The 21,745-nt window shown below is 62.4% G+C and carries 19 protein-coding genes; 13 read left to right on the forward strand and 6 right to left on the reverse strand.

Features of this window, described 5'->3' with window-relative positions; genetic code table 11:
• Nucleotides 1-12: 12 nt before the first annotated feature.
• Nucleotides 13-696, reverse strand: a complete 684-nt coding sequence (locus ACP15W_RS17280) for a DUF2270 domain-containing protein (RefSeq protein ID WP_424934182.1) — start codon at nucleotides 694-696, stop codon at nucleotides 13-15.
• A gap of 140 nt (nucleotides 697-836) precedes the next feature.
• On the opposite strand from ACP15W_RS17280, the gene ACP15W_RS17285 reads away from it, so the two are divergent.
• On the forward strand, nucleotides 837-2,324 hold the full coding sequence (locus ACP15W_RS17285; protein ID WP_424934183.1) for a replicative DNA helicase: 1,488 nt from the start codon (nucleotides 837-839) through the stop codon (nucleotides 2,322-2,324).
• Between the two features lie 9 nt (nucleotides 2,325-2,333).
• On the opposite strand, the gene ACP15W_RS17290 is transcribed toward ACP15W_RS17285, so the two are convergent.
• Together ACP15W_RS17290 and mgtE are read right to left on the reverse strand one after the other, a co-directional pair.
• Nucleotides 2,334-3,332: an autoinducer binding domain-containing protein gene (locus ACP15W_RS17290; RefSeq protein WP_424934184.1), complete on the reverse strand. Its 999-nt coding sequence runs from the start codon at nucleotides 3,330-3,332 to the stop codon at nucleotides 2,334-2,336.
• Nucleotides 3,333-3,600: 268 nt separating this feature from the next.
• Nucleotides 3,601-4,983 carry a magnesium transporter gene (mgtE, locus tag ACP15W_RS17295; RefSeq protein ID WP_424934185.1) on the reverse strand — a complete coding sequence of 461 codons (1,383 nt, stop codon included), beginning with the start codon at nucleotides 4,981-4,983 and terminating at the stop codon, nucleotides 3,601-3,603.
• A 207-nt stretch (nucleotides 4,984-5,190) separates the two neighbouring features.
• On the opposite strand from mgtE, the gene alr reads away from it, so the two are divergent.
• The 7 genes from alr to ACP15W_RS17330 all read left to right on the forward strand — a co-directional run bounded on the left by alr (nucleotide 5,191) and on the right by ACP15W_RS17330 (nucleotide 12,675).
• Nucleotides 5,191-6,258 (forward strand): alanine racemase, encoded by a 1,068-nt coding sequence (gene alr, locus ACP15W_RS17300; protein WP_424934186.1) that lies wholly within the window; start codon nucleotides 5,191-5,193, stop codon nucleotides 6,256-6,258.
• Nucleotides 6,259-6,264: 6 nt separating this feature from the next.
• On the forward strand, nucleotides 6,265-7,056 hold the full coding sequence (locus ACP15W_RS17305) for an MlaE family ABC transporter permease (RefSeq protein WP_424934187.1): 792 nt from the start codon (nucleotides 6,265-6,267) through the stop codon (nucleotides 7,054-7,056).
• Complete coding sequence (locus ACP15W_RS17310) at nucleotides 7,056-7,835, forward strand: ABC transporter ATP-binding protein (protein WP_424934188.1); 780 nt, start codon at nucleotides 7,056-7,058, stop codon at nucleotides 7,833-7,835. Before ACP15W_RS17305 ends, ACP15W_RS17310 begins: the two co-directional genes overlap by 1 nt.
• 587 nt (nucleotides 7,836-8,422) lie before the next feature.
• The gene (locus ACP15W_RS17315; RefSeq protein WP_424934189.1) at nucleotides 8,423-10,066 is read left to right on the forward strand and encodes a putative bifunctional diguanylate cyclase/phosphodiesterase; all 1,644 of its coding nucleotides are present in this window, start codon (nucleotides 8,423-8,425) and stop codon (nucleotides 10,064-10,066) included.
• Nucleotides 10,063-10,515 carry a BLUF domain-containing protein gene (locus ACP15W_RS17320; protein WP_424934190.1) on the forward strand — a complete coding sequence of 151 codons (453 nt, stop codon included), beginning with the start codon at nucleotides 10,063-10,065 and terminating at the stop codon, nucleotides 10,513-10,515. The genes ACP15W_RS17315 and ACP15W_RS17320 overlap by 4 nt, the downstream gene beginning before the upstream one ends.
• A 119-nt stretch (nucleotides 10,516-10,634) precedes the next feature.
• On the forward strand, nucleotides 10,635-11,771 hold the full coding sequence (gene ftsY / locus ACP15W_RS17325) for a signal recognition particle-docking protein FtsY (protein WP_424934191.1): 1,137 nt from the start codon (nucleotides 10,635-10,637) through the stop codon (nucleotides 11,769-11,771).
• A 4-nt stretch (nucleotides 11,772-11,775) separates the two neighbouring features.
• Entirely contained in the window at nucleotides 11,776-12,675 is a 900-nt protein-coding gene (locus tag ACP15W_RS17330; protein WP_424934192.1) for an EamA family transporter, read from the forward strand.
• A 105-nt stretch (nucleotides 12,676-12,780) separates the two neighbouring features.
• Here ACP15W_RS17330 and ACP15W_RS17335 read toward each other — a convergent pair whose 3' ends face one another.
• Nucleotides 12,781-14,376: a carbohydrate-binding domain-containing protein gene (locus tag ACP15W_RS17335; RefSeq protein ID WP_424934193.1), complete on the reverse strand. Its 1,596-nt coding sequence runs from the start codon at nucleotides 14,374-14,376 to the stop codon at nucleotides 12,781-12,783.
• Between the two features lie 718 nt (nucleotides 14,377-15,094).
• Here ACP15W_RS17335 and ACP15W_RS17340 point away from each other — a divergent pair.
• The 5 genes from ACP15W_RS17340 (at nucleotide 15,095) to ACP15W_RS17360 (ending at nucleotide 20,483) form a co-directional block, all read left to right on the forward strand.
• On the forward strand, nucleotides 15,095-16,054 hold the full coding sequence (locus ACP15W_RS17340; RefSeq protein ID WP_424934194.1) for a LuxR C-terminal-related transcriptional regulator: 960 nt from the start codon (nucleotides 15,095-15,097) through the stop codon (nucleotides 16,052-16,054).
• A 125-nt stretch (nucleotides 16,055-16,179) separates the two neighbouring features.
• Nucleotides 16,180-17,172: an MBL fold metallo-hydrolase gene (locus ACP15W_RS17345; RefSeq protein WP_424934195.1), complete on the forward strand. Its 993-nt coding sequence runs from the start codon at nucleotides 16,180-16,182 to the stop codon at nucleotides 17,170-17,172.
• Nucleotides 17,173-17,272: 100 nt separating this feature from the next.
• Complete coding sequence (locus ACP15W_RS17350; RefSeq protein WP_424934196.1) at nucleotides 17,273-17,896, forward strand: septation protein A; 624 nt, start codon at nucleotides 17,273-17,275, stop codon at nucleotides 17,894-17,896.
• A 388-nt stretch (nucleotides 17,897-18,284) separates the two neighbouring features.
• A complete protein-coding gene (locus tag ACP15W_RS17355) occupies nucleotides 18,285-19,292 on the forward strand; it encodes a UDP-glucuronic acid decarboxylase family protein (RefSeq protein ID WP_424934197.1) in 1,008 nt (335 codons plus the stop codon).
• Nucleotides 19,293-19,388: 96 nt separating this feature from the next.
• Nucleotides 19,389-20,483, forward strand: coding sequence for a glycosyltransferase family 4 protein (locus tag ACP15W_RS17360; RefSeq protein WP_424934198.1), 1,095 nt, complete (start codon nucleotides 19,389-19,391; stop codon nucleotides 20,481-20,483).
• A gap of 108 nt (nucleotides 20,484-20,591) precedes the next feature.
• Here ACP15W_RS17360 and bfr read toward each other — a convergent pair whose 3' ends face one another.
• Together bfr and ACP15W_RS17370 are read right to left on the reverse strand one after the other, a co-directional pair.
• Nucleotides 20,592-21,077 carry a bacterioferritin gene (gene bfr, locus ACP15W_RS17365; protein ID WP_424934199.1) on the reverse strand — a complete coding sequence of 162 codons (486 nt, stop codon included), beginning with the start codon at nucleotides 21,075-21,077 and terminating at the stop codon, nucleotides 20,592-20,594.
• Nucleotides 21,078-21,202: 125 nt separating this feature from the next.
• Complete coding sequence (locus tag ACP15W_RS17370) at nucleotides 21,203-21,610, reverse strand: helix-turn-helix domain-containing protein (protein ID WP_424934200.1); 408 nt, start codon at nucleotides 21,608-21,610, stop codon at nucleotides 21,203-21,205.
• Nucleotides 21,611-21,745 lie beyond the last annotated feature (135 nt).

A 21,745-nucleotide genomic window follows, 5' to 3' on the forward strand; every position in this document is an offset into this window, starting at 1 on the left:
AGTCCGGCCCCCTCAGGCAATGGCGATGAGCTTGCGCCCCTTGCGCGTTCGCCGCTCGATGGAGAGCGTGTAAAGCGCGATGAAGATCCAGGTGCCGTGAAAGACCACGCCCGCCAGCACCACCAGAATGCCCGGGATCGGCCCGATGGCGGCACGCCCCAGGAACTCGCCCCAGCCGCTGACCGCCGTGGGGTGGATCGCCAGCTTGCCGTAATAGGCCACCGCCTGCACCGCCAGGATATAGGCATAGTTCTTGCGCAACCGCCGGCCCACCGCTCGGATATAGCTGATGTGAAACCGCGGGCTGGCATAGTCGTTGGCCAGAAGGCTGTTCCACTTGCCGTCCATCGCCACGCCCTCGCCACGCAGCATGGGCCCGTACATGTCGGTTTCCATGAGCCGGCAGCGCGCCCGCCAGACATTGAAGTAGCGATAGCGCCGCGCCTCGAAGAGCAGGAAAACGATCACCAGCAGCCCCACCAGGATCAGGGGCAGCGGCGAGGCATCCGGTCCGGAGAACGTCAGCGAAAGCGCAAGCCCGGTGGTCACCACCGCCCAGTTGGTCGTCTGGTCGAGCCGCGTGCGCCAGAGCGTGCTGCGATAGACCTCCCCGCGGTAGAGATGCGCCAGCGCCCCCATCTCCGCGCTGTCGAAGGTTCCAACCGGGGTCGGATTGTCTTTGCTCGTGCCGTCCATCTTATCCTCCCTTTTCGGTTGAGGCTCTTGTCCGGAACTGCGATGTCCAATTCCATGGCCTTATCACCGGTATCCCCATTATCCACAGGCGAATTGCCCGCGCCAATGGGGTAAGGTCGGGGTCCGAAGGAGATTTTCAGATGGCAGATGGAAATACGGGCGCGCTTGAAGGCACAACCGGCGGACTTCCCAGCAACATCGAGGCGGAACAGGCGCTTCTGGGGGCTCTGCTGGTCAACAACGATGTCTATGACCGGGTCGCCTCCATCGTGCAGCCGGAGCATTTCTTCGATCCGGTCCATGCGCGGATCTTCGAGGTCGCAGCCGCCCGGATCAAGAAGAACGCCCTGGCGACCCCCGTCACGCTGAAGGCCTTTTTCGAGGAAGACGAGGGGCTTCAGGCCATCGGCGGCCCGGCCTATCTCGTCCGCCTCGCGGGGGCCGCGATCTCGCTCTTCGCCGCCAAGGATTACGCGCAGCTCATCTATGATCTGGCGATTCGCCGCGAACTGATTCTCCTGGGCCAGAACATCGCCGAGAAGGCCGGCCGGGCCGATCTCGAGAGCGAGGCGCGCGACCAGATCACCGAGGCCGAACAGGCGCTCTACCAGCTCGGCGAACAGGGCAAGGTGGACAAGGGCTTCCAGACCTTCCGCCGCGCCGTCGTGGATGCGGTCCGTGTGGCCAATGCGGCCTACGAGCGCGAGGGCGGCCTCGCAGGGCTCTCCACCGGGCTCGACGATCTCGACCGCCGCCTCGGCGGGCTCCACCCCTCCGACCTTCTGATCCTCGCCGGCCGCCCCTCCATGGGTAAGACCGCGCTGTCGACCAACATCGCCTTCAACATCGCCAAGGCCTACAAGAAGGGCATCCGCCCGGATGGCTCCGAGGGCGCGGTCGAAGGCGGCGTGGTCGGCTTCTACTCGCTGGAAATGTCGGCCGAACAGCTCGCCGCGCGTGTGCTTTCCGAGGCCGCCCGCGTCCCCTCGCACAACATCCGCGAGGGCAACATGACCGAGGAGGAGATGCGCCGCTTCCTCGAGGCCGCGAAACAGCTCGAGAACGCCCCGCTCTTCATCGACGACACCCCCGCGCTTCCGATTTCGACCATCGCCGCCCGCGCCCGGCGCCTCAAGCGCCAGCACGGGCTCGACGTGCTCTTCATCGACTACCTCCAGCTCGCCAAGCCTGCCAGTTCCCGCTCGGACGGACGCGTGCAGGAGGTCTCCGAGATCACTCAAGGATTGAAGGCCATCGCCAAGGAGTTGAACGTCCCCGTGGTCGCGCTCTCACAGCTCTCGCGCCAGGTGGAAAGCCGCGACGACAAGCGGCCCCAGCTCTCGGACCTGCGCGAATCCGGCTCCATCGAGCAGGACGCCGACGTGGTGATGTTCGTGTTCCGCGAGGAATACTACAAGGAGCGCGAGAAGCCCGGCGACCACGACCTCGACGCCATGGTGAAGTGGAAGGGCGAGATGAGCGCGCTCCACGGCAAGGCCGAGGTCATCGTCGGCAAGCAGCGTCACGGCCCCATCGGCACGGTGGAACTGGCTTTCGAGGGCCAGTTCACCCGCTTCTCGAACCTCGTCCGCCCCTACCAGCAGGGCGGCGACATCGAGCACCACTAGAGACGAGGATCAGGACCCGGTATCGTCGAGCGGCTCGTGGCCGTTGACCACCGGGCAGTCGCCCGCCTCCATCATGGTCGCATCCACGGAGTCGTTGAAGCTCGAGAGCATGTCCCAGCCCGCGATTTGCGGGCGGGTGCCGACGATCTCGCCGGGATGGAAGATCGCCGCGTCCAGCAGACCCCGCCGCGCCGCGATCAGCACCGCCTGAAAGATCGACTTCACGCCGAGCTTGCGGATGATCTGGCTCTGGAGCGTCTGCGCGGATCCGAAGCGACATTCCATCTTCAACGCGCTGGTGGGGTCCTCGCTGATCGCGACCAGACGCAGGAAGTGGATCTCCTCGCCCTCGAGGTGCGCCGCGACGGACGACCCGATGCGCGAGAAGTAGACCAGCGCGTCGCAGGTCGCGAATGCCAGGGCCTGCAGATCCTCCCGATACTTGGCATAGCGCCGGCGCGCATAGTCCGGCCCCTTGCTCGTGTTCAGGATGACCGCGGCCACCAGCCCGCTGGGATAGGCGATCTTGTAGATCACCCCGTCGATGCCGATCCCGCGCGCCAGCGCGGCCTTGGAATAGGGACGCGGGGCGTCCTCATCGACCGGCAGGAGTTCGTCGAGATAAAGCTCGCATTCCCGCGCGACGATACCGCCGATCAGCGGATCGTTGTCGAAGAGCCGAAGCCCGTGATAATCCTTCCACCATTCATCGGGCAGCGTCGAAAGCACCCGGCGGGAAAGATAGCGCCCGCCCTCGTTCAGGATGATCAGCGTCGCATGTTCGAACCCGAATTCGTGGGGAATGTCTCCGAAGATTGCGGCAACCTGATCGAGCGTCTCCGCATCGGAAAGCCTCGATTGCAGACGATCCGTCGCCTCGTGCCTCGGCATGATGCACCCCTCCTTCGAGAGGCGGTCACGGGCCCGGCGCAGTTCCGCGATGGTATCAGTACCGATCCGATCATTCTGCGTGATCAGCTCGTCCAAGACCTCGGCGAACCAATTCATACTCTAACTCCAGCACTTCACTAGGCTTTTCCCTTCGATACCCGCTCGATCACGCGAGCGCCGCACCGTCCGGAAAAGGCAACATACTAAGTCTGTGTATTTGCAGGAGTAATGCTTACCCGAGTGTTAGCGATGGTATCTCATGCCTTAATATTGTCGGCGGGATTTGGCGTCATATTGACTAAAAACCTGCGCAGTTTTCCGACGCGCCCTTTAACCCCGACGCCCATCGGCCCCGGCATCACGGGTGTCGGGGCACGCCCCAGGCTCAGATCAGGAAGGCCGCCGCCAGCCCGAGGAAGGCGAAGAAGCCGAAGACATCCGTGATCGTGGTGACGAACGTGCCCGAGGCCAGCGCCGGGTCCGCCCCGACCTTTTCCAGCGCAATCGGCACGATCACACCCGCGAGCCCCGCCACGACCATGTTGCCGATCATCGCGACCGAGATGACCACGCCCAGCAACGGATCGGAGAAATAGAGCCAGCTCAGCACGCCGATCATGACCGCGAACGCGAGCCCGTTGATGAGCCCCACGATGCCCTCGCGCCCCACGAACCGGCCGATGTTCTTCGTGGTCAGACTGCGGGTCGCCAGCGCCCGCACCGCCACAGTCAGCGTCTGGGTGCCCGCGTTTCCACCCATGGAGGCGACGATGGGCATCAGAACCGCCAGCGCCACCACCGCCTCGATCGTGTCGGTGTAGAGCGAGATGACGGCGGAGGCGAGAATGGCCGTGAGCAGGTTGACCGAAAGCCAGATGAAGCGGGCCTTGGCAATCTGCATCACCCCGTCGGACAGCTCCTCGTCGCCCACACCCGCGAGCAGCCGCATGTCCTCCTCGGTCTCGTCCTCGAGAACCTCCATCGCATCGTCTATGGTGATCACGCCGACCACCCGGCCGCCCTCTTCCACCACCGGCGCCGAGATCAGGTGATACTTGTTGAAGTCGTAGGCCACATCCTCCTGCGGCTGATCGACCCGGAACACCCGGAAATCGTCGTTCATGATGTCGCGCAGCGCGGTCGCGCGGGCCGAAGCCATCAGCTTGCCCAGCGAGACCGTCCCGATGGGCATCATCTGGGCATTGACGATGATGAGATCGTAGAAACTCTCGGGCAGCCACTCCTCGGCGCGCATGAAGTCGATGGCATCGCCCACCGTCCAGTGCTGCGGGGCCGCGACCACCTCGCGCTGCATCAGGCGACCGGCGGTATACTCGTCGTGGCTCAGGATCTGCTCGACGGCCACCCGGTCGGCATCGTCGAGAAGCTTGAGGATGCGCTCCTTCTGCGGCGCCTCCATGTCCTCGGCGATATAGACGATATCGTCGGTCTCGAGTTCCTGGACCGCCGCGACGATGACCTCGTCTGGCAGTTCCGAGACGATCTCGTCGCGCACGCCCTCTTCGAGTTCCGAGAGAATCGCGCCGTCGAGCTCATGCCCCCAGAGCGTGATGAGGGCGCGGCGCTCGTTCCGGTCGATCTGCTCCAGAAGGTCGGCCACATCCGCTTCGTGCAGCGGGTCCAGCAGTTCGATCAGCCGGGCCTGGTCCTCGGCCTCGACGGCGGCGAGAACCGCCTCGACCAGTTCATGTGTCACCGGATCATCGCTGGTGCTGGCCTCTTCCTGCTTGAGCTCGGTCTCTTCCATGCCTGGCACCTCCTGCATCCGGTAGCGTCCGACCGGCGCGGACCATACACTTTTGCCAACGGGAGAAAAGCCGCTCGCGCGAAAGTGCTGCCGAAAACATCCCGACGCAACGCATGAGGAGATATTGCACGCCATGCGCGCGTTTCGCTATTGACCCCACAGCGCGGACGTTGCCCGATACGCCCGCAGTCTGCCGGAGGGAAACGCATGGCGAAGGCGCGGCTCACAATCGATCTCGGGGCCATCGTGGCCAACTGGCGGGCGCTCGACATCCGCTCCGGCAGCACGGTCGAAACCGCCGCCGTCTTGAAGGCGAATGCCTACGGGCTCGGCATTGCGAAAGTCGCCCCGGCGCTTGCCCAGGCCGGCGTGCACACCTTCTTCGTGGCCCTCGCCGAAGAGGGCGCGGAACTGCGTGGAGTGCTTGGCCCGGACCCGGAGATCTACATCCTCTCGGGCCTCATGCCCGGCGATGCGGCGATCCTGGAGGATCACAAGCTGATCCCCTGCCTCAACAGCCGCGAGCAGGTCGAGGAGTTCACCGCCAAGCTCAAGGGCCTGCCCTGCGCGGTCCAGATCGACAGCGGCATGAACCGGCTCGGGATCGAACCGAAGGACTTCATCGACCTCTCCTCCACCCTGATCGAACTGCGGCCCAAGCTGGTCATCAGCCACCTCGCCTGCGCCGACCTCCCCGCTCATCCGCTCAACACCGAACAGTTGCGCGTCTTCGGCGCCACCTGCACCGCGCTTTCCGGCACGAAGCGTTCGCTCGCCGCCACGGGGGGCATCCTTCTGGGGCCGGACTACCACTTCGACCTGGTGCGCCCCGGCATCGGTCTCTTCGGCGGCCTGCCCTTCCTCGATGCGGGCCCGGTGGTGAAACTGGCGCTCCCCGTGATCCAGGTCCGCGACGTGGAGCCCGGCGAGGTCGTCGGATACGGCGCGCGCTGGGAGGCGCTCAAACCCGCCCGCATCGCCACCGTCTCCGCCGGTTATGCCGACGGGCTGATCCGCCGCACCGGCAACGGCAATGTCCACCTCTATGCCGGCTCGAAAGCCTGCTCGCTCGTGGGCCGCGTGTCGATGGACCTCATCACCGTCGACGTGACGGGCCTTGCGGATGTGCCCTCGCATCTGGAAATCCTCAACGCCCACCAGGGGATCGACGATCTGGCCCAGGCCGCAGGCACCATCGGCTACGAATTCCTGACCTCGCTCGGCCAGCGGTACGACTACCGCTACATCGAGCCTGCCACACCGGCGGGCAAGTAGAACCGAATGCCCGCAGCCCTGCGCGTCCTGACGCTCTTTCTCGCCTCCATCGGTCGCTCCACGCTCGGGCTATGCCGTGCCACGGGTCGCCTGGTGATCTTTGCCGCCGTCACGCTCTCGCATCTGGTCCGCCCGCCCTGGTATCCGGGCGAATTCGGCCAGCAACTGCTGCGCATCGGCTATTTCTCCCTGCCCGTGGTCGGGCTGACCGCGCTCTTCACCGGCGGCGCGCTGGCGCTCCAGATCTACGCGGGCGGGGCGCGCTTCAACGCCGAAACCGTCGTGCCCTCGATCGTCGCCATCGGCATCACCCGCGAGCTCGGCCCCGTGCTCGGGGGGCTGATGGTCGCGGGCCGGGTTTCCTCCTCGATCGCCGCCGAGATCGGCACCATGCGCGTCACCGAACAGATCGACGCGCTCACCACGCTCTCGACCAACCCGATGAAATACCTCGTGCTGCCCCGCGTGCTGGCCGCCGTGGTCTCCATGCCGGTGCTGGTGGCGGTGGGCGACATCATCGGCATCATGGGTGGCTTCCTCGTCGGCATCGAGCGGCTCGATTTCAATGCCGGCGTCTACATCCGCAACACGCTCGATTTCCTTCAGCCCGTGGACATCGTCTCGGGCCTGGTGAAGGCCGCCGTCTTCGGCTTCCTGCTTGCCCTCATGGGCTGCTACCATGGCTACCATTCGGGCCGCGGAGCCCAGGGCGTGGGCCGCGCCACCACCAATGCCGTGGTCTCGGCCTCGATCCTGATCCTCGCCTCGAACTACCTGCTGACGGAGGCCTTCTTCTGATGCCGGGCTCGGCTCCCCCCGCTGCGCCGCCGAGGATCGAACTCAGGGACGTCTGGAAGCGGTTCGACGACAAGACCGTGCTCGCAGGCGTCAACCTCAAGGTGATGCGCGGCGAAAGCCTGGTGATCATCGGCGGCTCGGGCACCGGCAAGTCGGTGACGCTCAAATGCATCCTCGGCATCGAACGCCACGACAGGGGCGAGGTGCTAATCGACGGCGTGCCGCTTGCGAAGGTCGACCGCCGCGAATGGCTGCGCCATTTCGGAATGCTCTTCCAGGGCGGCGCGCTCTTCGACAGCCTGACCGTCTGGCAGAATGTCGCCTTCCGGCGGCGCCAGGCCCGTGTACCGCTCTCGCGCAAGGAGGCCCGCGAGCTTGCCATCGAGAAGCTGCGCCGCGTGGGCCTCACACCGGATGTGGCCGATCTCTACCCGGCGGAGCTTTCTGGCGGCATGCAGAAGCGGGTGGGGCTCGCCCGCGCCATCGCGCTCGACCCGGAGGTGATCTTCTTCGACGAACCCACCGCCGGGCTCGACCCCATCATGGCCGGTGTCATCAACGATCTCATCCGCGAACTGGTGGAGGAGATGGGCGCCACCGCGATCACCATCACCCATGACATGACCACCGTGCGTACCGTGGCCGATCACGTCGCCATGCTCCACGGCGGCGTGGTGCGCTGGGCCGGACCGGTCGAGGATGTCGAGGCCGCCCACGATCCCTACCTCGACCAGTTCATCCATGGTCGCGCCGAAGGCCCGATCGAAGCGGTGAGGTAAGTCGTGAGATCCGAGGCTGACGCCCCGTTGAGACCTCCGCAAACTTAAACATCACCGCGCGGCCGCCGCGATACTCCCGCCAGTCTCACCATGCCACAGGATCGCGCCCGGCCCGGGGTGGGTGCATCGCACCCGCCCATGGGGGCGGGTCGGGTGCGATCAGGGCTGGCGCCCCGCAGGCGGCAAACCGCCCCTCCCCCAATTCTGAACCCCGGCAGCCGTCTCCTGCGCGCAGCTAGCCCATTCCACGCAACAGGTACGGCATCCAACTAACCTGTCCGGTTTTGCCAGAGCCCCGGATTTTGCCCCGGCTTAACCCTCCGATCACGAATGCCGTAAATCGTCACTACGAAATATGCATGAAATCTGCATGGAATATGCATCGCTTCCGAACGACGCCGAATCGCTTTTGCCCCCATGTTTCAAGGACCGCCGCCACGGGGCCCCGCCCCACCGGCACGGCTGGTTTACCCCTCGTTAACCCGCTGCATTCGAGTCAAATCCCCGCCAGATTTTCGACGGAGAGTAACCTTTCGAAAGGCATGAACACCTAGCCTCAAGGTCACGAAACGAGCGGGGGCAGTTTCATGAATTTGCAAGCAAGACCAGTTGCCCGATCCGAAGCGGGCATCGGCGAGGACGCCGCGGCACTGATCGACATGCTGGCCGCATCCGTCGTGCCCCTTGTGCATCTCGACGAAAACCAGGTCGTGCTCTTCGCCAATGACGCTCTCGTCGCCTTCGCCGGTCTCGGTCGCATCGAACCGGCGGGCCAGCCCATCGCCGAGGCCTTTCCGCAGATCTCCGGGCCCAATGAAACAAGGCTCGATGCAACCCTCATCCCCCGCTGGGTCCACCTGAGCACCGGCGGCTGGATCGGCCTGATCGACCCCCCGGATACCTGCTCCGACACCGTCGCCCGGCGCGACAGCCTCACCGGGCTGGGCAACCGCCTCGCCCTCGACAGCGCCTTCGAGGCGCTCGCGCGCAGCAGCGAACCGGGCGCCCTGATCTGTCTCGATCTCGACCGCTTCAAGCGCGTCAACGACACGCTGGGCCACCCGGTCGGCGACAAGCTTCTGCGCAAGGTGGCGGGCCGCCTGCGCCACGCCGTGCGCTCGGATGACAGCATCTGCCGCATGGGTGGCGACGAGTTCGCGATCCTCCTGCACGCGCCTTCGGTCGCGAGGGCCGCAGATGACATCGCGGCCCGGATCGTCGACCTTCTGAGCCGCCCCTTCATCATCGACGGGCACCAGATCAACATCGGGGCAAGCGTCGGCCTTGCCCTCGTCCTCCCCGACGACCCGACGATCTCGGACGCCTTCCGCCGCGCCGACATCGCGCTCTACCAAAGCAAGCGCAAGGGCCGCGGCCAATTCCAGTGGTTTGTCAAGGAGATGTCCGACGCGCTCGAGTTACGCCGGATCATCGAGACCGAGCTGCGCGCCGGGATTCTGAGGCAGGAGTTCGAGCTTCACTACCAGCCGCAATTCGATGCCTTCGCGAATGGCATCATCGGTTTCGAAGCGCTGGTGCGCTGGAACCACCCCGAGCGCGGCCTGCTTTCGCCTGCGGCCTTCCTGCCGATCTGCGAGGAAAGTGGTCTCATCGTGGACCTCGGCACCTGGGTGCTCGACAGCGCCTGCCAAGCCGCGACCGAATGGCCCGATCACGTGACAATCGCGGTCAACGTGTCACCGATCCAGTTCCTGGCCAAGGGCTTCGTGGAAAGCGTCGAAACCGCGCTGGAGCTGTCGGGCCTTGCCCCGCACCGGCTGGAGCTCGAAGTGACCGAGACCGTCATGCTCGGCCAGGAAACCGAAGTGGCCGAACAGATGCACCGGCTCCGCGAACTGGGCGTGATCCTCTCGCTCGATGACTTCGGCACGGGCTATTCCTCGCTAAGCTACCTGCATAACTACCCGTTTCAGAAGGTGAAAATCGATCAGTCCTTCGTTCGCGCTTCGGATGGCGGCACATCGGGCATCGGCATCGTGAAGGCCGTGGCCGATCTGGGGCGAACCTTCGGCATGAAGGTGCTCGCGGAGGGCGTGGAGACGGCTCACCAGTATCGCAATGTCACCGAAACAGGGTGCGGACTCATTCAGGGCTTCCTGATCGGCCGACCGTTGCCGCAGGATCAGGTGTCCGCATTTCTCGCGGGCAAACCGTTTCTCGATCGTATCGCGGATGGTGCCGAAGAGCCGCAGAAGGAGCAGCGCCAATGAGAGAGACCTTGCTCCGCATCACCTATCTCAGCGAGAACCAACTCGGCAGCACCGTCGAGGACGCATCCGAAATCAACCGGATTCTCGCGGTCTCGCAGAAGAACAACGCAGCGACCGGCATCACTGGCGCCCTGATCTTCAACTGCGGCTTCTTCGGACAGGTTCTGGAAGGCCCGCAATCCCAGGTCGAGGAAACCTTCGAACGGATCCAGCTCGATGCCCGCCATTTCAACGTTCGCGTGCTGAGCTGTGAAGCAGTGGACGAGCGCGCCTTCGGCAAATGGTCCATGGGTCTCGTGAGCGCCGACACCGTCGCGGAAACCTGTTTCGGCCCCGCCGCCGGTGGCGGCCTCCTGAGTGATCCGGCGAGGCTCACGGGAGATGTGCTCTTTGCCGCTCTCCACGAGGTCGCGCTGAAAAACGAGATCCGGCAACGCACCGCCGCCTGACATTTCGCCCGGCCCATGATCGAGTGCAGGCGCCTTTGGCCCGCACACCCGGCCGCGCCCCATTTGCATCCCTCCCGCGTGCACGATAGGAGGTTGAAGGGGTCTTACCGGGTGTTTCCATGGCATTCTTTCGCAAGCTCAAGGATCGGCTGTTCAAATCTTCCTCGAAGATCGAGGAGGGCGTCGATGCGATCATCGACGAGGGCGCGGACAGCGCCCCCACCGAACCGGCTGAAGCAGCTCCCGCCAAACTGCCCGCCCCCGAAACCCGCGAGGCACGACCGGCCCCGGAACCCGAGCCCGAGCCGGAACCCGCACCAGAGCCTCGGGCCGTGCCCGAACCGGAACCCAGGGCCCAACCCGCGCCCGAGCCGGAACTCGAACAGCGCCGTGGCATTGCCGGCCGTCTCTTCGGCCGCGCCGAAAAAGGCCGCGTGCTCGATGACGAGATGCTCGAAAGCCTCGAGGATCTGCTGATCACCGCCGATATGGGCGTCGAAACCTCGCTCAAGCTTACTTCGAACATTGCGGAAGGGCGCTTCGGCCGCCGGGTCGGTGCGCGCGAGATCAAGGAAGCGCTGGCAAAGGAGATCTCCGCGGTTCTGGAGCCCGTGGCCAAGCCCATGCCGATCTACCCCAAGCGCCCACAGGTGGTGCTGGTTGTGGGCGTCAACGGCTCGGGCAAGACCACGACCATCGGCAAGCTCGCCAGCCAGTTCAAGGATGCCGGGAAATCGGTGGTGATTGCCGCCGGTGACACTTTCCGGGCCGCCGCGGTCGAACAACTCCAGATCTGGGGCGAGCGTGCCAGTGTTCCCGTGCTGACCGCCCCGCAAGGGTCGGACCCGGCAAGCCTCGCCTTCGATGCCATGACCCGGGCCGAGAAGGACGGCGCGGACCTGCTGCTCATCGACACGGCGGGTCGGCTCCAGAACCGCGAGGACCTGATGCAGGAGCTTGCCAAGATCGTCCGCGTTATCCGCAAGAAGGACCCCGAGGCGCCGCACAATACGCTTCTGGTGCTCGATGCCACCACAGGCCAGAACGCGCTGGCGCAGGTCGAGATCTTCCGCAAGATCGCCGATGTCTCGGGCCTCGTGATGACCAAGCTCGATGGCACCGCCAAGGGCGGCGTGCTCGTCGCCCTTGCGGACCGGTTCGGCCTGCCGATCCATGCGATCGGCGTCGGCGAGAGCATCGACGATCTCGCCCCCTTCGATCCCGACGAGTTCGCCCGCGCGCTGACCGGGCTCTGATCGCTTGGAAGCCTGGATCGCGGGCATCGAAGGCACGGAAGCCGCGCGCCATCTCGCCATGGCGCTCGCGCTTCTCGCGGCCGTCACCCATGCCATTTTCGGCGCGTTGCAGAAGGGTTGGCACGATCCCTGGCTCTCGCGCGGAGCCATAGATTTTTCCTATGCAGTGATGGCGCTCCCCGTGGCGCTGTTCCTGGTGCCTTGGCCCGAGGGGCGCATGTGGCTGATCCTCGCGGGTGCCATGGCGATCCACCTCGCCTACAAATACGCTCAGGCCCGCGCCTACGAGCGCGGCGATTTCACCGTGGTCTATCCGATCGTGCGCGGCATGGGGCCCCTGGTCACGGTCGCGGCCGCGGGTGTCGTGTTTGACGAGACCTATTCCGCGCTGCAATGGGCCGGCGTTCTGCTGCTCTCGGGCGGAATCTTCTCGCTTTCGGCCTTCAATATCGCGGGTGCGGGCATCGGCAGACGTAGGCTGGTGGGGGCGCTGGGCTGGGCGGCGCTGACGGGCATCCTGGTCTCGGCCTACACCACCTATGACGCCTACGGCATCCGCGCCACACCCAACCCGTTCACCTTCCTCGCCTGGTTCTTCGTAGCCGATGGGCTGATCTTCCCGCTGTTGGCCGCAGGACGCTACGCCCGGATGCTCGATCCACCCGCGCTCGGACCGCTCTTTCGTCGCGGCATCATCGGCGGCCTCGTGGCCTATGTGAGTTTCGGATCGGTGATGATGGCCACCAGACTGGACCGCGTGGGCGAAGCCGCGGTGCTGCGCGAAACCTCCGTGGTCTTCGCCGCGCTCATCGGCTGGCTCTTTCTGGGCGAGAAGGTCGGACCCTGGCGCGCCGCCCTCGTGACCGTGATCGCTGGCGGCGCGGTTATCGTGGAGTTCGGTTGAGGTCGGCGCCAGCGCAGCGACACCGACCAATCTCAAGGCCTTCGGCCTCGCAACCGCCCCCGGACGCTCCCGGTAGGAAGCGCCATCGTGGGGCGGTTCGGCACATCAGAAGATAAGCGTGTCTTCGGTCAGAGCCGATGCGGTCCCAACATCTTCCAATATTGCGGCATAGGAGAAGCCCTTGCCGCCTTCCTCGCCGTCCGGATCGACATAGACAAGAAGATCCTTCGAGTTCTGGTTGTAGCTCGCATTCACGAACGAACCCATTACCTCCTGGAAATTCTGAGGCGTCACATCGAGTAGGTTCGATATGTCGAGAACATCCTTGGCCGTATCGAAATTCTCCACCTTGGCCCGCCGCCCTTCGAGAACGCCTGCGTCAAGACCAAAGGTCTCCGATGCCCCGGTTCCGACAACATAGTCATTCGCCTTCAGGACGATGACATCGGACCTCACAATCACGTCCTCGACCGGAGCGACGGGGCCTGAACCCGATACGTTGAATGTCTTCTCTCCGTTTGTCGCAAACACGAACGCACCGGACACGGTCTCACCGTTGACCTCGATCGACCTGATGTTGATGTCCCGGTCGTTTGCCCCTCCCTCGTTCAGGTCGTTGACGAAGGCCACGGCGAGTTCGGAGGCGGAAGCCTCATCCACCGTGAATGTGTAGTCCTTGTAGCCATTGGAGACGGCCTGCGTCGCGATGACCTGGTCGTCCAGTTTCACGACCATGGTGGGCGCACCCTTGTAGACATCGCCATCGGCGTTGATCACGATCTCATAGGCACCATCGCCCGGAGTTCCCGACGTGCCCCCGCCCGTTTCGGTGTCGGAGGGAACATCCGTCGAATTGTCAGATGAGCCATCGGAGTCGTTGGCGGAGCCTCCACCGAGTGATGCACCATTCTCGATGAATCTCTTTGCATCGAGCGCCGTTCCGTTCTCGTCGCCGGTCAGGCCCCAGAACAGCATTCCGGCATCTGAGGCATCATCTTCCTTGGAAGCGGTCACACGGTTCGGGTATCTGCTCGTGACCTGCAGGGTTTCTCCCGACACTTCCATGATATCTCGGGCGTCCTGGACAAACGGATCGGATGAGTTGTCCATCCAGCTCCAGTTCGTGTTGTAAAACCCCTGCTGGTTGTAGGGTTGGGTGCCGATCTTTCCGTTCTGGTCGGCTATCTGGATGAACTGGACTTCGGGAAAGGCATTCTTGATGTTTCCCAGGTTTCTCGGCTGCGTGTCAAAATCGCTTTCATTCCAGCCGTTGTTCCAGCTCGAGTGGCTGACCAGAACGATGTTGCCGAGATTCTCTTCATCGACCTGAGCAAGTGCTCTGTAGGTGGCCTCCAGCGGGCCACCTTCAAATATCACCACCGGCTCGCCGGAATTCAGGATGCTGGCGAGCTTGTTCACGGTGCCATTCACGTTGCCCTGGTAGCTCTGCGTATCGATGCCGAGGCTGGACGCGAATGCACCCGCATCATCCATCGCGGCCTTTTGAGCGGGGCCGTTCTTCTGCGAGAGGTTGTTACTGTGAAGGATCGTGGTCTTGTCGGCAATCCCGGCCGATTTCGCGAGCAGGGCAGCTACGGGGAGCGCCGAAATGTCGTCCGAGTCCTCCACGTTCCCATCAAAATGCAAGACTACATGCTGGAAGAGATCGATATCGAAGTTCGACTTTGTAACTGCGGCCATTCTTAGCTCCGTGACTTGTTGCGCGCATAGCAGCGGGCATGACTGGCAGCAGTCACGTAAATAATATCTGAATACAACAGATCACTTTCGGCAGTATTCCGCCATAGGAAGAAATCCGCTTACGTATACATTGGTATATTATCGCAAAAATCACACGTAAATATTGCACTTTATCGGATTAATGCGGATATAATAAACTATTTTCGCACGCAAGATCTGAAAATCAAGAATATGGCGGATAAATTCACAATTATACTGCAAAGAATGAAAATTGATCTATAGACGTCGAAATAGAAGACAACCAAAAAAACACAACCCAAGGTTGTTGTCCTCTTCACCTATCCCGATATCAACTTGATTACGAGATCCGATATCTTGCAGCGTCGCGTTACCAGTCAGCAGCCCTTCTCATTCCGAACAGTCATCAGCACCATCGGCATTGCCGAGAGCAGACGACGCGTCGGAGCAGAGGAAGCCGTGCATTCCGCAGCGGACAACTCCAATGGAATGGGTCGCGGTCGGATTTGATGCGGCAACTCGGGCGATGTCATGGTGATTCGGTTTTGGGTTCGTTGCGCCCGACCACCAATGCCGCGGTTCCCGGCGACCTCACTTACAGCCATTCCTTACCAAGACCATGGAATCGTCTGCTGCCCATATAGACAGTTTCACGGGCTTGCTCATAATCCGCCCATCCAACCTGAGAGATAGGAGCAGAGTGATCGGAGAAATGACGGCGATCCCGGATGAGACTGTCGAGAACTGGCAGCAGATCGTCGATCTGATTGCGAAACTGGCGGAGGTGCCAGCCAGTCTCGTTATGCGCACCGAGGCGCCGCGACACTCCGTCCTCGTGACCAGCCAGACGGAGAACAACCCCTACAAGGTCGGGCGCAAGTTTACCCTCAGTGAGAAACTCTACTGCGATGGAGTGCTGAGACACGGTGAGTTGGTGGTAGAGGACGCCACCAGGGATCCGCGCTGGGCTGACAACGAGGACATGGAATATGGGATGAGCTTTTACGTGGGCTACCCCCTCCACTGGCCAGACGGAACCGTTTTTGGCACAATCTGCATGCTTGACACCCGCCGCAACGAACGGGCGCTCCTGTTCCGCGAAGGGGTGCAAGCCTTCGCCCGCACGATCGAGGCCGACCTGAAGCTTCTCGTGGAGATCGACACCCGCGCCAGGATCGAACGGCAATTGCAGGCAACGCTGGACCAGCTCGAAACACGCGTGTCCGAGCGCACAGCGGAACTCCAAGAGGTCAACACTGCGCTGCGCGTACTGCTCGCGAACGTCGAGCGATCCCGAGACGAATACGACGCAAAAGTCCTGCGCCAGATCAAGGGCCTGATCCTTCCAACCATCGGCACCCTGCGTGCGCGACTTTCAAGCGACGAATCCGCGACCACCTATCTGGGAATGCTGGAAGACAATCTCCTGTCTATCACCGCCACCTTGTCGGGCCAACTCGCAACGGCATTCGAGACAATGACGCCCTCGGAGCAGGAAGTCGCCCAACTGATCATGCAAGGCAACACGACAAAGGATATTGCCCGCATGCTTTCGCGCGAGACCAGCACCATCGAGTTTCATCGCAACAACATTCGCAAGAAACTGGGATTGCGCAAAAGCGGACAGAACCTGCGCAGCAAACTGCGGTCGATGCAGTAAACCATGGGGGCGCTCCCCATGTTTTCCGCAGGGTTTTCCGATGCCGGAGATCTGGCCGTCCGTTGCTACCGTCATGGCACCGGGCCCGCCCGGCCCGTATCCGTACAAGCAGAGGATGTGCAAGCATGAAGAGAGAAGACCTGAACCTCGAACCGACACTGCTCAAGGGTAGCAAGGATGAACTGGCGCCCGGACTGTCTCGACGGTCGTTCTTCACCGCAGCGGGAGCAATCGGTGTCGGAGGCGCAGGCGCACTTCTCTCCCGGTCACCAGCTCAGGCCCAATCCACGGACTGGACCCAGCCGGGCAACAACAATGGCGTGATCGAACTTCAGAAGTCGACCGGCTCCATGGTCGAGGGCGATGTCGCAATCGACTTTTACGGTCATTGCGCCATCAAGTTCACTTCGCCGGGCGGCGCCACCGTACTCTTCGATCCATGGCGGGACGACCCCTCGGGCGCATGGGGCCTCTGGTTCAAGAATGAATTTCCCGAAACGCCCGTGGACATCTGCATGTCCACGCATACGCATTTCGACCACGATGCGATCCATCGCCCGGTATCAACCATGGTGCTCGACCGGATGGTCGGGAATTTCGAGTTTGCCGACATCAAGATCACAGGGTTTGCCGACAAACATGCCTGTCTGGCCCCCGGCTGGTATAACTGGACCGACGCCATCGCCGAATTCGGAGCCGAAGCCTGCCCGCCGAACAATGTCAGCCACATGGACATGGTTGTATATGTAATCGAGACGGGGGGCATTCGAACCTTGATCTGGGGAGACAACCGCCCCAATCCTCCGGCCGAATTCTGGGATGCCATCGGTCGGATCGATGTACTGACCCTGCCCGTGGACGGCTCGCAGCACATCCTGAGCTACGATCAGGGAAACGACATCGTTGCGCGCCTCGACCCCAAGGTGATCATTCCGACCCACTACCTGAACGAGACCACCAGCTACACGCTGTCAACGCTCCAGGATGCCGACGAATGGGTGAAGTCCCAGGCAAGCTACCGCATGCTTGATAGCGCAAGCCTCGCCCTCAATGCCGGCGAACTCACCGGCATGAGCCGGGAGTTCCTCTATTTCGGCCACCACGCCCAGACGGCTTGATCCGGAGGGCGCGGCAGTGAAACCGCCAACCGGTCCGCCATTCGCGGACCGGACGAGAATGTGATTCAATCCGGGCCGATTCTGATCTAAGAGCGGGCTCATGGCAGAGCGCAAGATCAATCCCATTCTGAAAATCGTGCTGGAGATCGGCCCGATCGCAGTGTTTTTTCTCGCCTATCGCTGGGCGCCGGTTCCCGAGGGGCTGGAAACCATCGAGCGGCAACTCGAACAGATCCTGTTCTCCACCAAGGTGTTCATCCCCACGATTCTGGCATCGCTCGGGATCAGCTACATGCTGACGCGAAAACTGCCCAAGATGGCGGTGATAACGGCGATTGTTGTGGTGATCTTCGGCGGGCTCACGCTGATCCTGAAGGACGATACCTTCGTCAAGATGAAGCCGACCATCCTCTACACCATCTTTGCCGGCATCCTCGCCTTCGGCCTCGCCCGCGGACAGAGCTACCTCAAATATCTGATGGAAGAGCTTCTGCCCATGGAACGCGAGGGCTGGATGAAACTCACCCGGCGCTTCGTGGTGTTCTATTTGATTCTCGCGGTGGTGAACGAGATCGTCTGGCGGGGCTTCGGCACGGATATGTGGGTGAATTTCCGTACCTTCATCCTGCCCATAGCCAATTTCGGCTTCATCATGGCGCAAGTGCCGATGTTTCAGCGTTACGCCCTCCCGCCGGAAGCGGGCGAAAGCGGCGAAGGCGCCTGACAACCAAGCAATATCATCAACCTGAGCGACGCAAAGAGCCAGAGACCCGCTTCGTTCATGTTGAAGGGGTCCGCCCAAACATCCTTTTCGGCGAGGATGGCACCCGAGCATTAAGTGGCGCATTCCGGCCAACCGGGAGCAACCGTCGCAACTCCGGGCTTGCGTAAACACCGCCAATATTGGAGTCTCCGCTCCGGTTGGAAGCACAGACATTTTCAGAAACGCAAGTTGGGGAGCGCCGCGCGCGTCGCAGTCAGACACGTTAACTAAGAGTTGACGTGTTTAAGCAAAAAGCGATGATGAAAAAGTGGTGTTTGAGCGGAAGCCAAGAGAAGATCGCTAGGTCTTCAATTTAAGCTTTGGGTGTATTTGTCGTGGAGAGTGTAGAGTGCTGAAGAAATCTATCTCAAGAAGAGTACTGGTTACCGGGGGAGCCGGTTTCGTCGGATCGCATCTTGTTGATCGCCTGCTTGCCGAAGGCGACGAGGTGCTTTGTGTGGACAACCTCTACACGGGCGACAAGCACAATATCTACCACCTCCACAACCATCCGAAGTTCGAGTTCCTCCGCCACGACGTGACCTTTCCGCTCTACGTGGAAGTGGACGAGATCTTCAACCTCGCCTGCCCGGCCTCGCCGATCCACTACCAGCGCGATCCGGTCCAGACCACCAAGACGTCCGTGCACGGTGCGATCAACGTTCTGGGCCTCGCCAAGCGGCTCCAGTGCCCGGTCCTTCAGGCATCGACGAGCGAAGTCTACGGCGACCCGGAGATCCACCCGCAGCCGGAAGGCTACTGGGGCAACGTCAACCCGATCGGGATCCGGTCCTGCTACGACGAAGGCAAGCGTTGCGCCGAAACGCTGTTCTTCGACTACCACCGCCAGCACGGCACCGAAATCAAGGTCGCCCGGATTTTCAACACCTACGGGCCGCGCATGCATCCCGCCGATGGCCGCGTCGTCTCGAACTTCATTGTTCAGGCGCTTCAGGGACAGGACATCACCGTCTACGGCAACGGATCGCAGACGCGCTCCTTCTGCTTCGTCGACGATCTCGTGGACGGCCTCATCCGCCTCATGCGGAGCGGCCCCGAGGTCACCGGTCCGATCAACCTCGGCAACCCGCGCGAGTTCACCATCCTCCAGCTCGCCCAGCTCGTGATTGCCAAGACCGGCTCCTCCTCCAAGATCATTCACGCGGAACTGCCCGGCGACGATCCCAAGCAGCGCAAGCCCGACATCAGCGTCGCGAAATCGACCCTCGGATGGGAGCCCGGCATCCAGATCGAGGACGGCCTCGACAAGACGATCGCATATTTCCGCAAGATCGTCCTGGAAAGCGCCGAGCCCTGGGCTCCCCCCGTGCATGCGGCCGCCAACATCGCCTCCTGACCGCGACGGCATCTGCCGTCGCCCCAAGGCACGCGAACGGACATTTGACTCGAACCGTCCCGCCGGGCGGGAGCTTTCCCAAGCAGGTTTCATATTATGGCACGCAAGCCGAGATTACTCGTCGTTCTCCACAAGATGCTGGGGCACAAGACCTATGGCGCCCAGGTCGAGCGGGCGATTTCGAACCGGGACGATGCTGAGATCAGCATTCTTTCCTTCTCGACGCCGAAGCTGAAATCGCTCCCGATGAAGCGCTTCAATATCCGCCCCTATGAGCGCGCCTACCGCCAGATCGACCCCATCCTCGCATATCGCAACCTTTTCGGTCGAAGCATCCGTCGCGCAATCGACGATTTCAAACCGGATGTGGTTCACTTCGGCCCGCATATCCCGGCAGGCTCCATCGCCTTCAGGAAAGACGCGCCGCCCTTCACGGTCGCGCTCGACTGCACCCGCGCCGGCATGGAACGCTCCATGCCCAAGCACGTGTGGACGCAATCTGAGTTCGACCGTGAAGCGGAACTGTTCCGCAATGCGGCCCGGCTCTACCCATGGAGCACCTGGGCTGCGGATTCACTCGTTTCGGATTGCGGTGTCGAACGGGAGCGCATCGAGATCATGCCGCCCTCGACCGATACTTCCAAGTTCAAGCCGCCACAGCATGACCAAAAGGACGGTCCGGCTCGCATCGTGTTCGTAGGCAACGATTTCCTGCGGAAAGGTGGTGACCGGTTGCATCGCTGGGTGACAGGTCCGCTGGCGGACAAATGCGAGCTGCATATCATCTCCGGAGATCCCGACGCCGACGTGAAGGGCGACAACATCGTGTTTCACGGGCGCGTGCCCAACGACACGCTGATTTCGGAACTCCTGCCGACGATGGATCTGATGTGCCACCCGACCCGCTCGGACATGTCGGCCTATGTCGCCATCGAGGCCGCCGGTGCGGGCATCCCCTGCGTCGCGAGCGCCATCGGCGGGATTCCGGACATCGTGAAGGACGGGGTATCCGGCCGCCTCATTCCGGTGGATGATGACGAGGCCTTCGTTTCGGCCCTTACCGAAATTCTGACATCGACCGAACTGCGACAGCGCATGAGCGCCGCCGCAGTGGCCCGCGCGCAGGAGCGCTTCGATTCGACGAAGAACTACAACAAGATGATCGACCAGATGAAGCAACTGGCCTCCTGACCCGAGACCAGCCCACTGTCGCTGGCGGGCTCCCAAACGAAAAACGCGCACAGGCCTTCCAGCCTGCGCGCGCATCCCGATCGAATCGAGGTCAGGCCGGATCCGGTCTTATTCGGCCTCGTCGGCCGAACCGGCGTTGAGCAGCGCGTAGTTCTGCTCTCCGATGCTCTTGAGCAGGTCGAGCTGGGTTTCGAGAAAGTCGATATGGCCTTCTTCATCAGCCATCAGTTCCTCAAAGAGGTTCTTGGAGACATAATCCCCTACCTCCTCACAGAGGTCCCGGCCCTCCTTGTAGAGCGCACGCGCCTCGTATTCCGCCGCCAGATCGCATTCGAGCGTTTCCTTGGGCGTCTCGCCGATCCGGAGCGGGTCGAGCTTTTGAAGGTTCGGATGCCCGCCGAGGAAGATGATCCGGTCGATGAACTTGTCCGCGTGCTGCATCTCCTCGATGCTTTCCTCGCGCGACTTGTCCGCCAGTTTCTTCAGGCCCCAGTCCGCCTGCAGGCGGTAGTGCAGCCAGTACTGGCTGACAGCCGTAAGCTCGCTGCGCAGTCCCGCATTCAGAAATTCGATAACCTTTTCGTCACCCTTCATCTTCACCTCTCCTCGTATGCGCTGCCAACGCGCCTGCCATGAATTAGAATCATTCTAAATTATTCCCTCGCCGGTGCAAGGGAAAGGACGACCGTCCGCAGCCCTTGTCGTGCCAGATTGCACGGTCAGCCGTCGAGCGAGAGCCGGAGGCGCCGCTCCAGCGCATACATGCGGTCTGCGATCCGGCGTTGCTCGGCCTGGATGTCCTGCAGTTCATTCAGGCATTCCTCGATCGTCTGCTGAGTGGCATCCGCCACCACCTGAGGCAGCCGACCCTTGCCGCTCAGAAGCCAGATCATCGAGACATTCAGCACGCCCGCGAGCATCTGCAGCTTGTTCGCCCTCGGCTCCGCGCGGTTGTCTTCCCAGTTCCGAAGCGTCTTGAGCTTCACACCGAGTTTCTCGGCGAGCGCCGTCTGGTCCAGGCCCAGCGCTTCGCGGGCCAATGTCACCCTGTCGCCGAAGGTGGACGTCTCGTCGGAATAATCGCTTTCCAGCGCCTCGGCCGCCTCATCCGCAATCCCGGTCGACATGCCGGTCCCCCCGTCTTGTCATTCTCGGGCCATTTCACCCGCATGGGGAAACCTAGTGCAATTCTACTCGGGTTGGAAACGTCATTCTACGGAGTGAACGTGTGAGCGTGTCCGGCCCTTTCCGTTCCTGCGAAA

It is taken from the genome of Amaricoccus macauensis (genome assembly GCF_049800915.1).
Lineage (GTDB): Bacteria > Pseudomonadota > Alphaproteobacteria > Rhodobacterales > Rhodobacteraceae > Amaricoccus > Amaricoccus macauensis_A.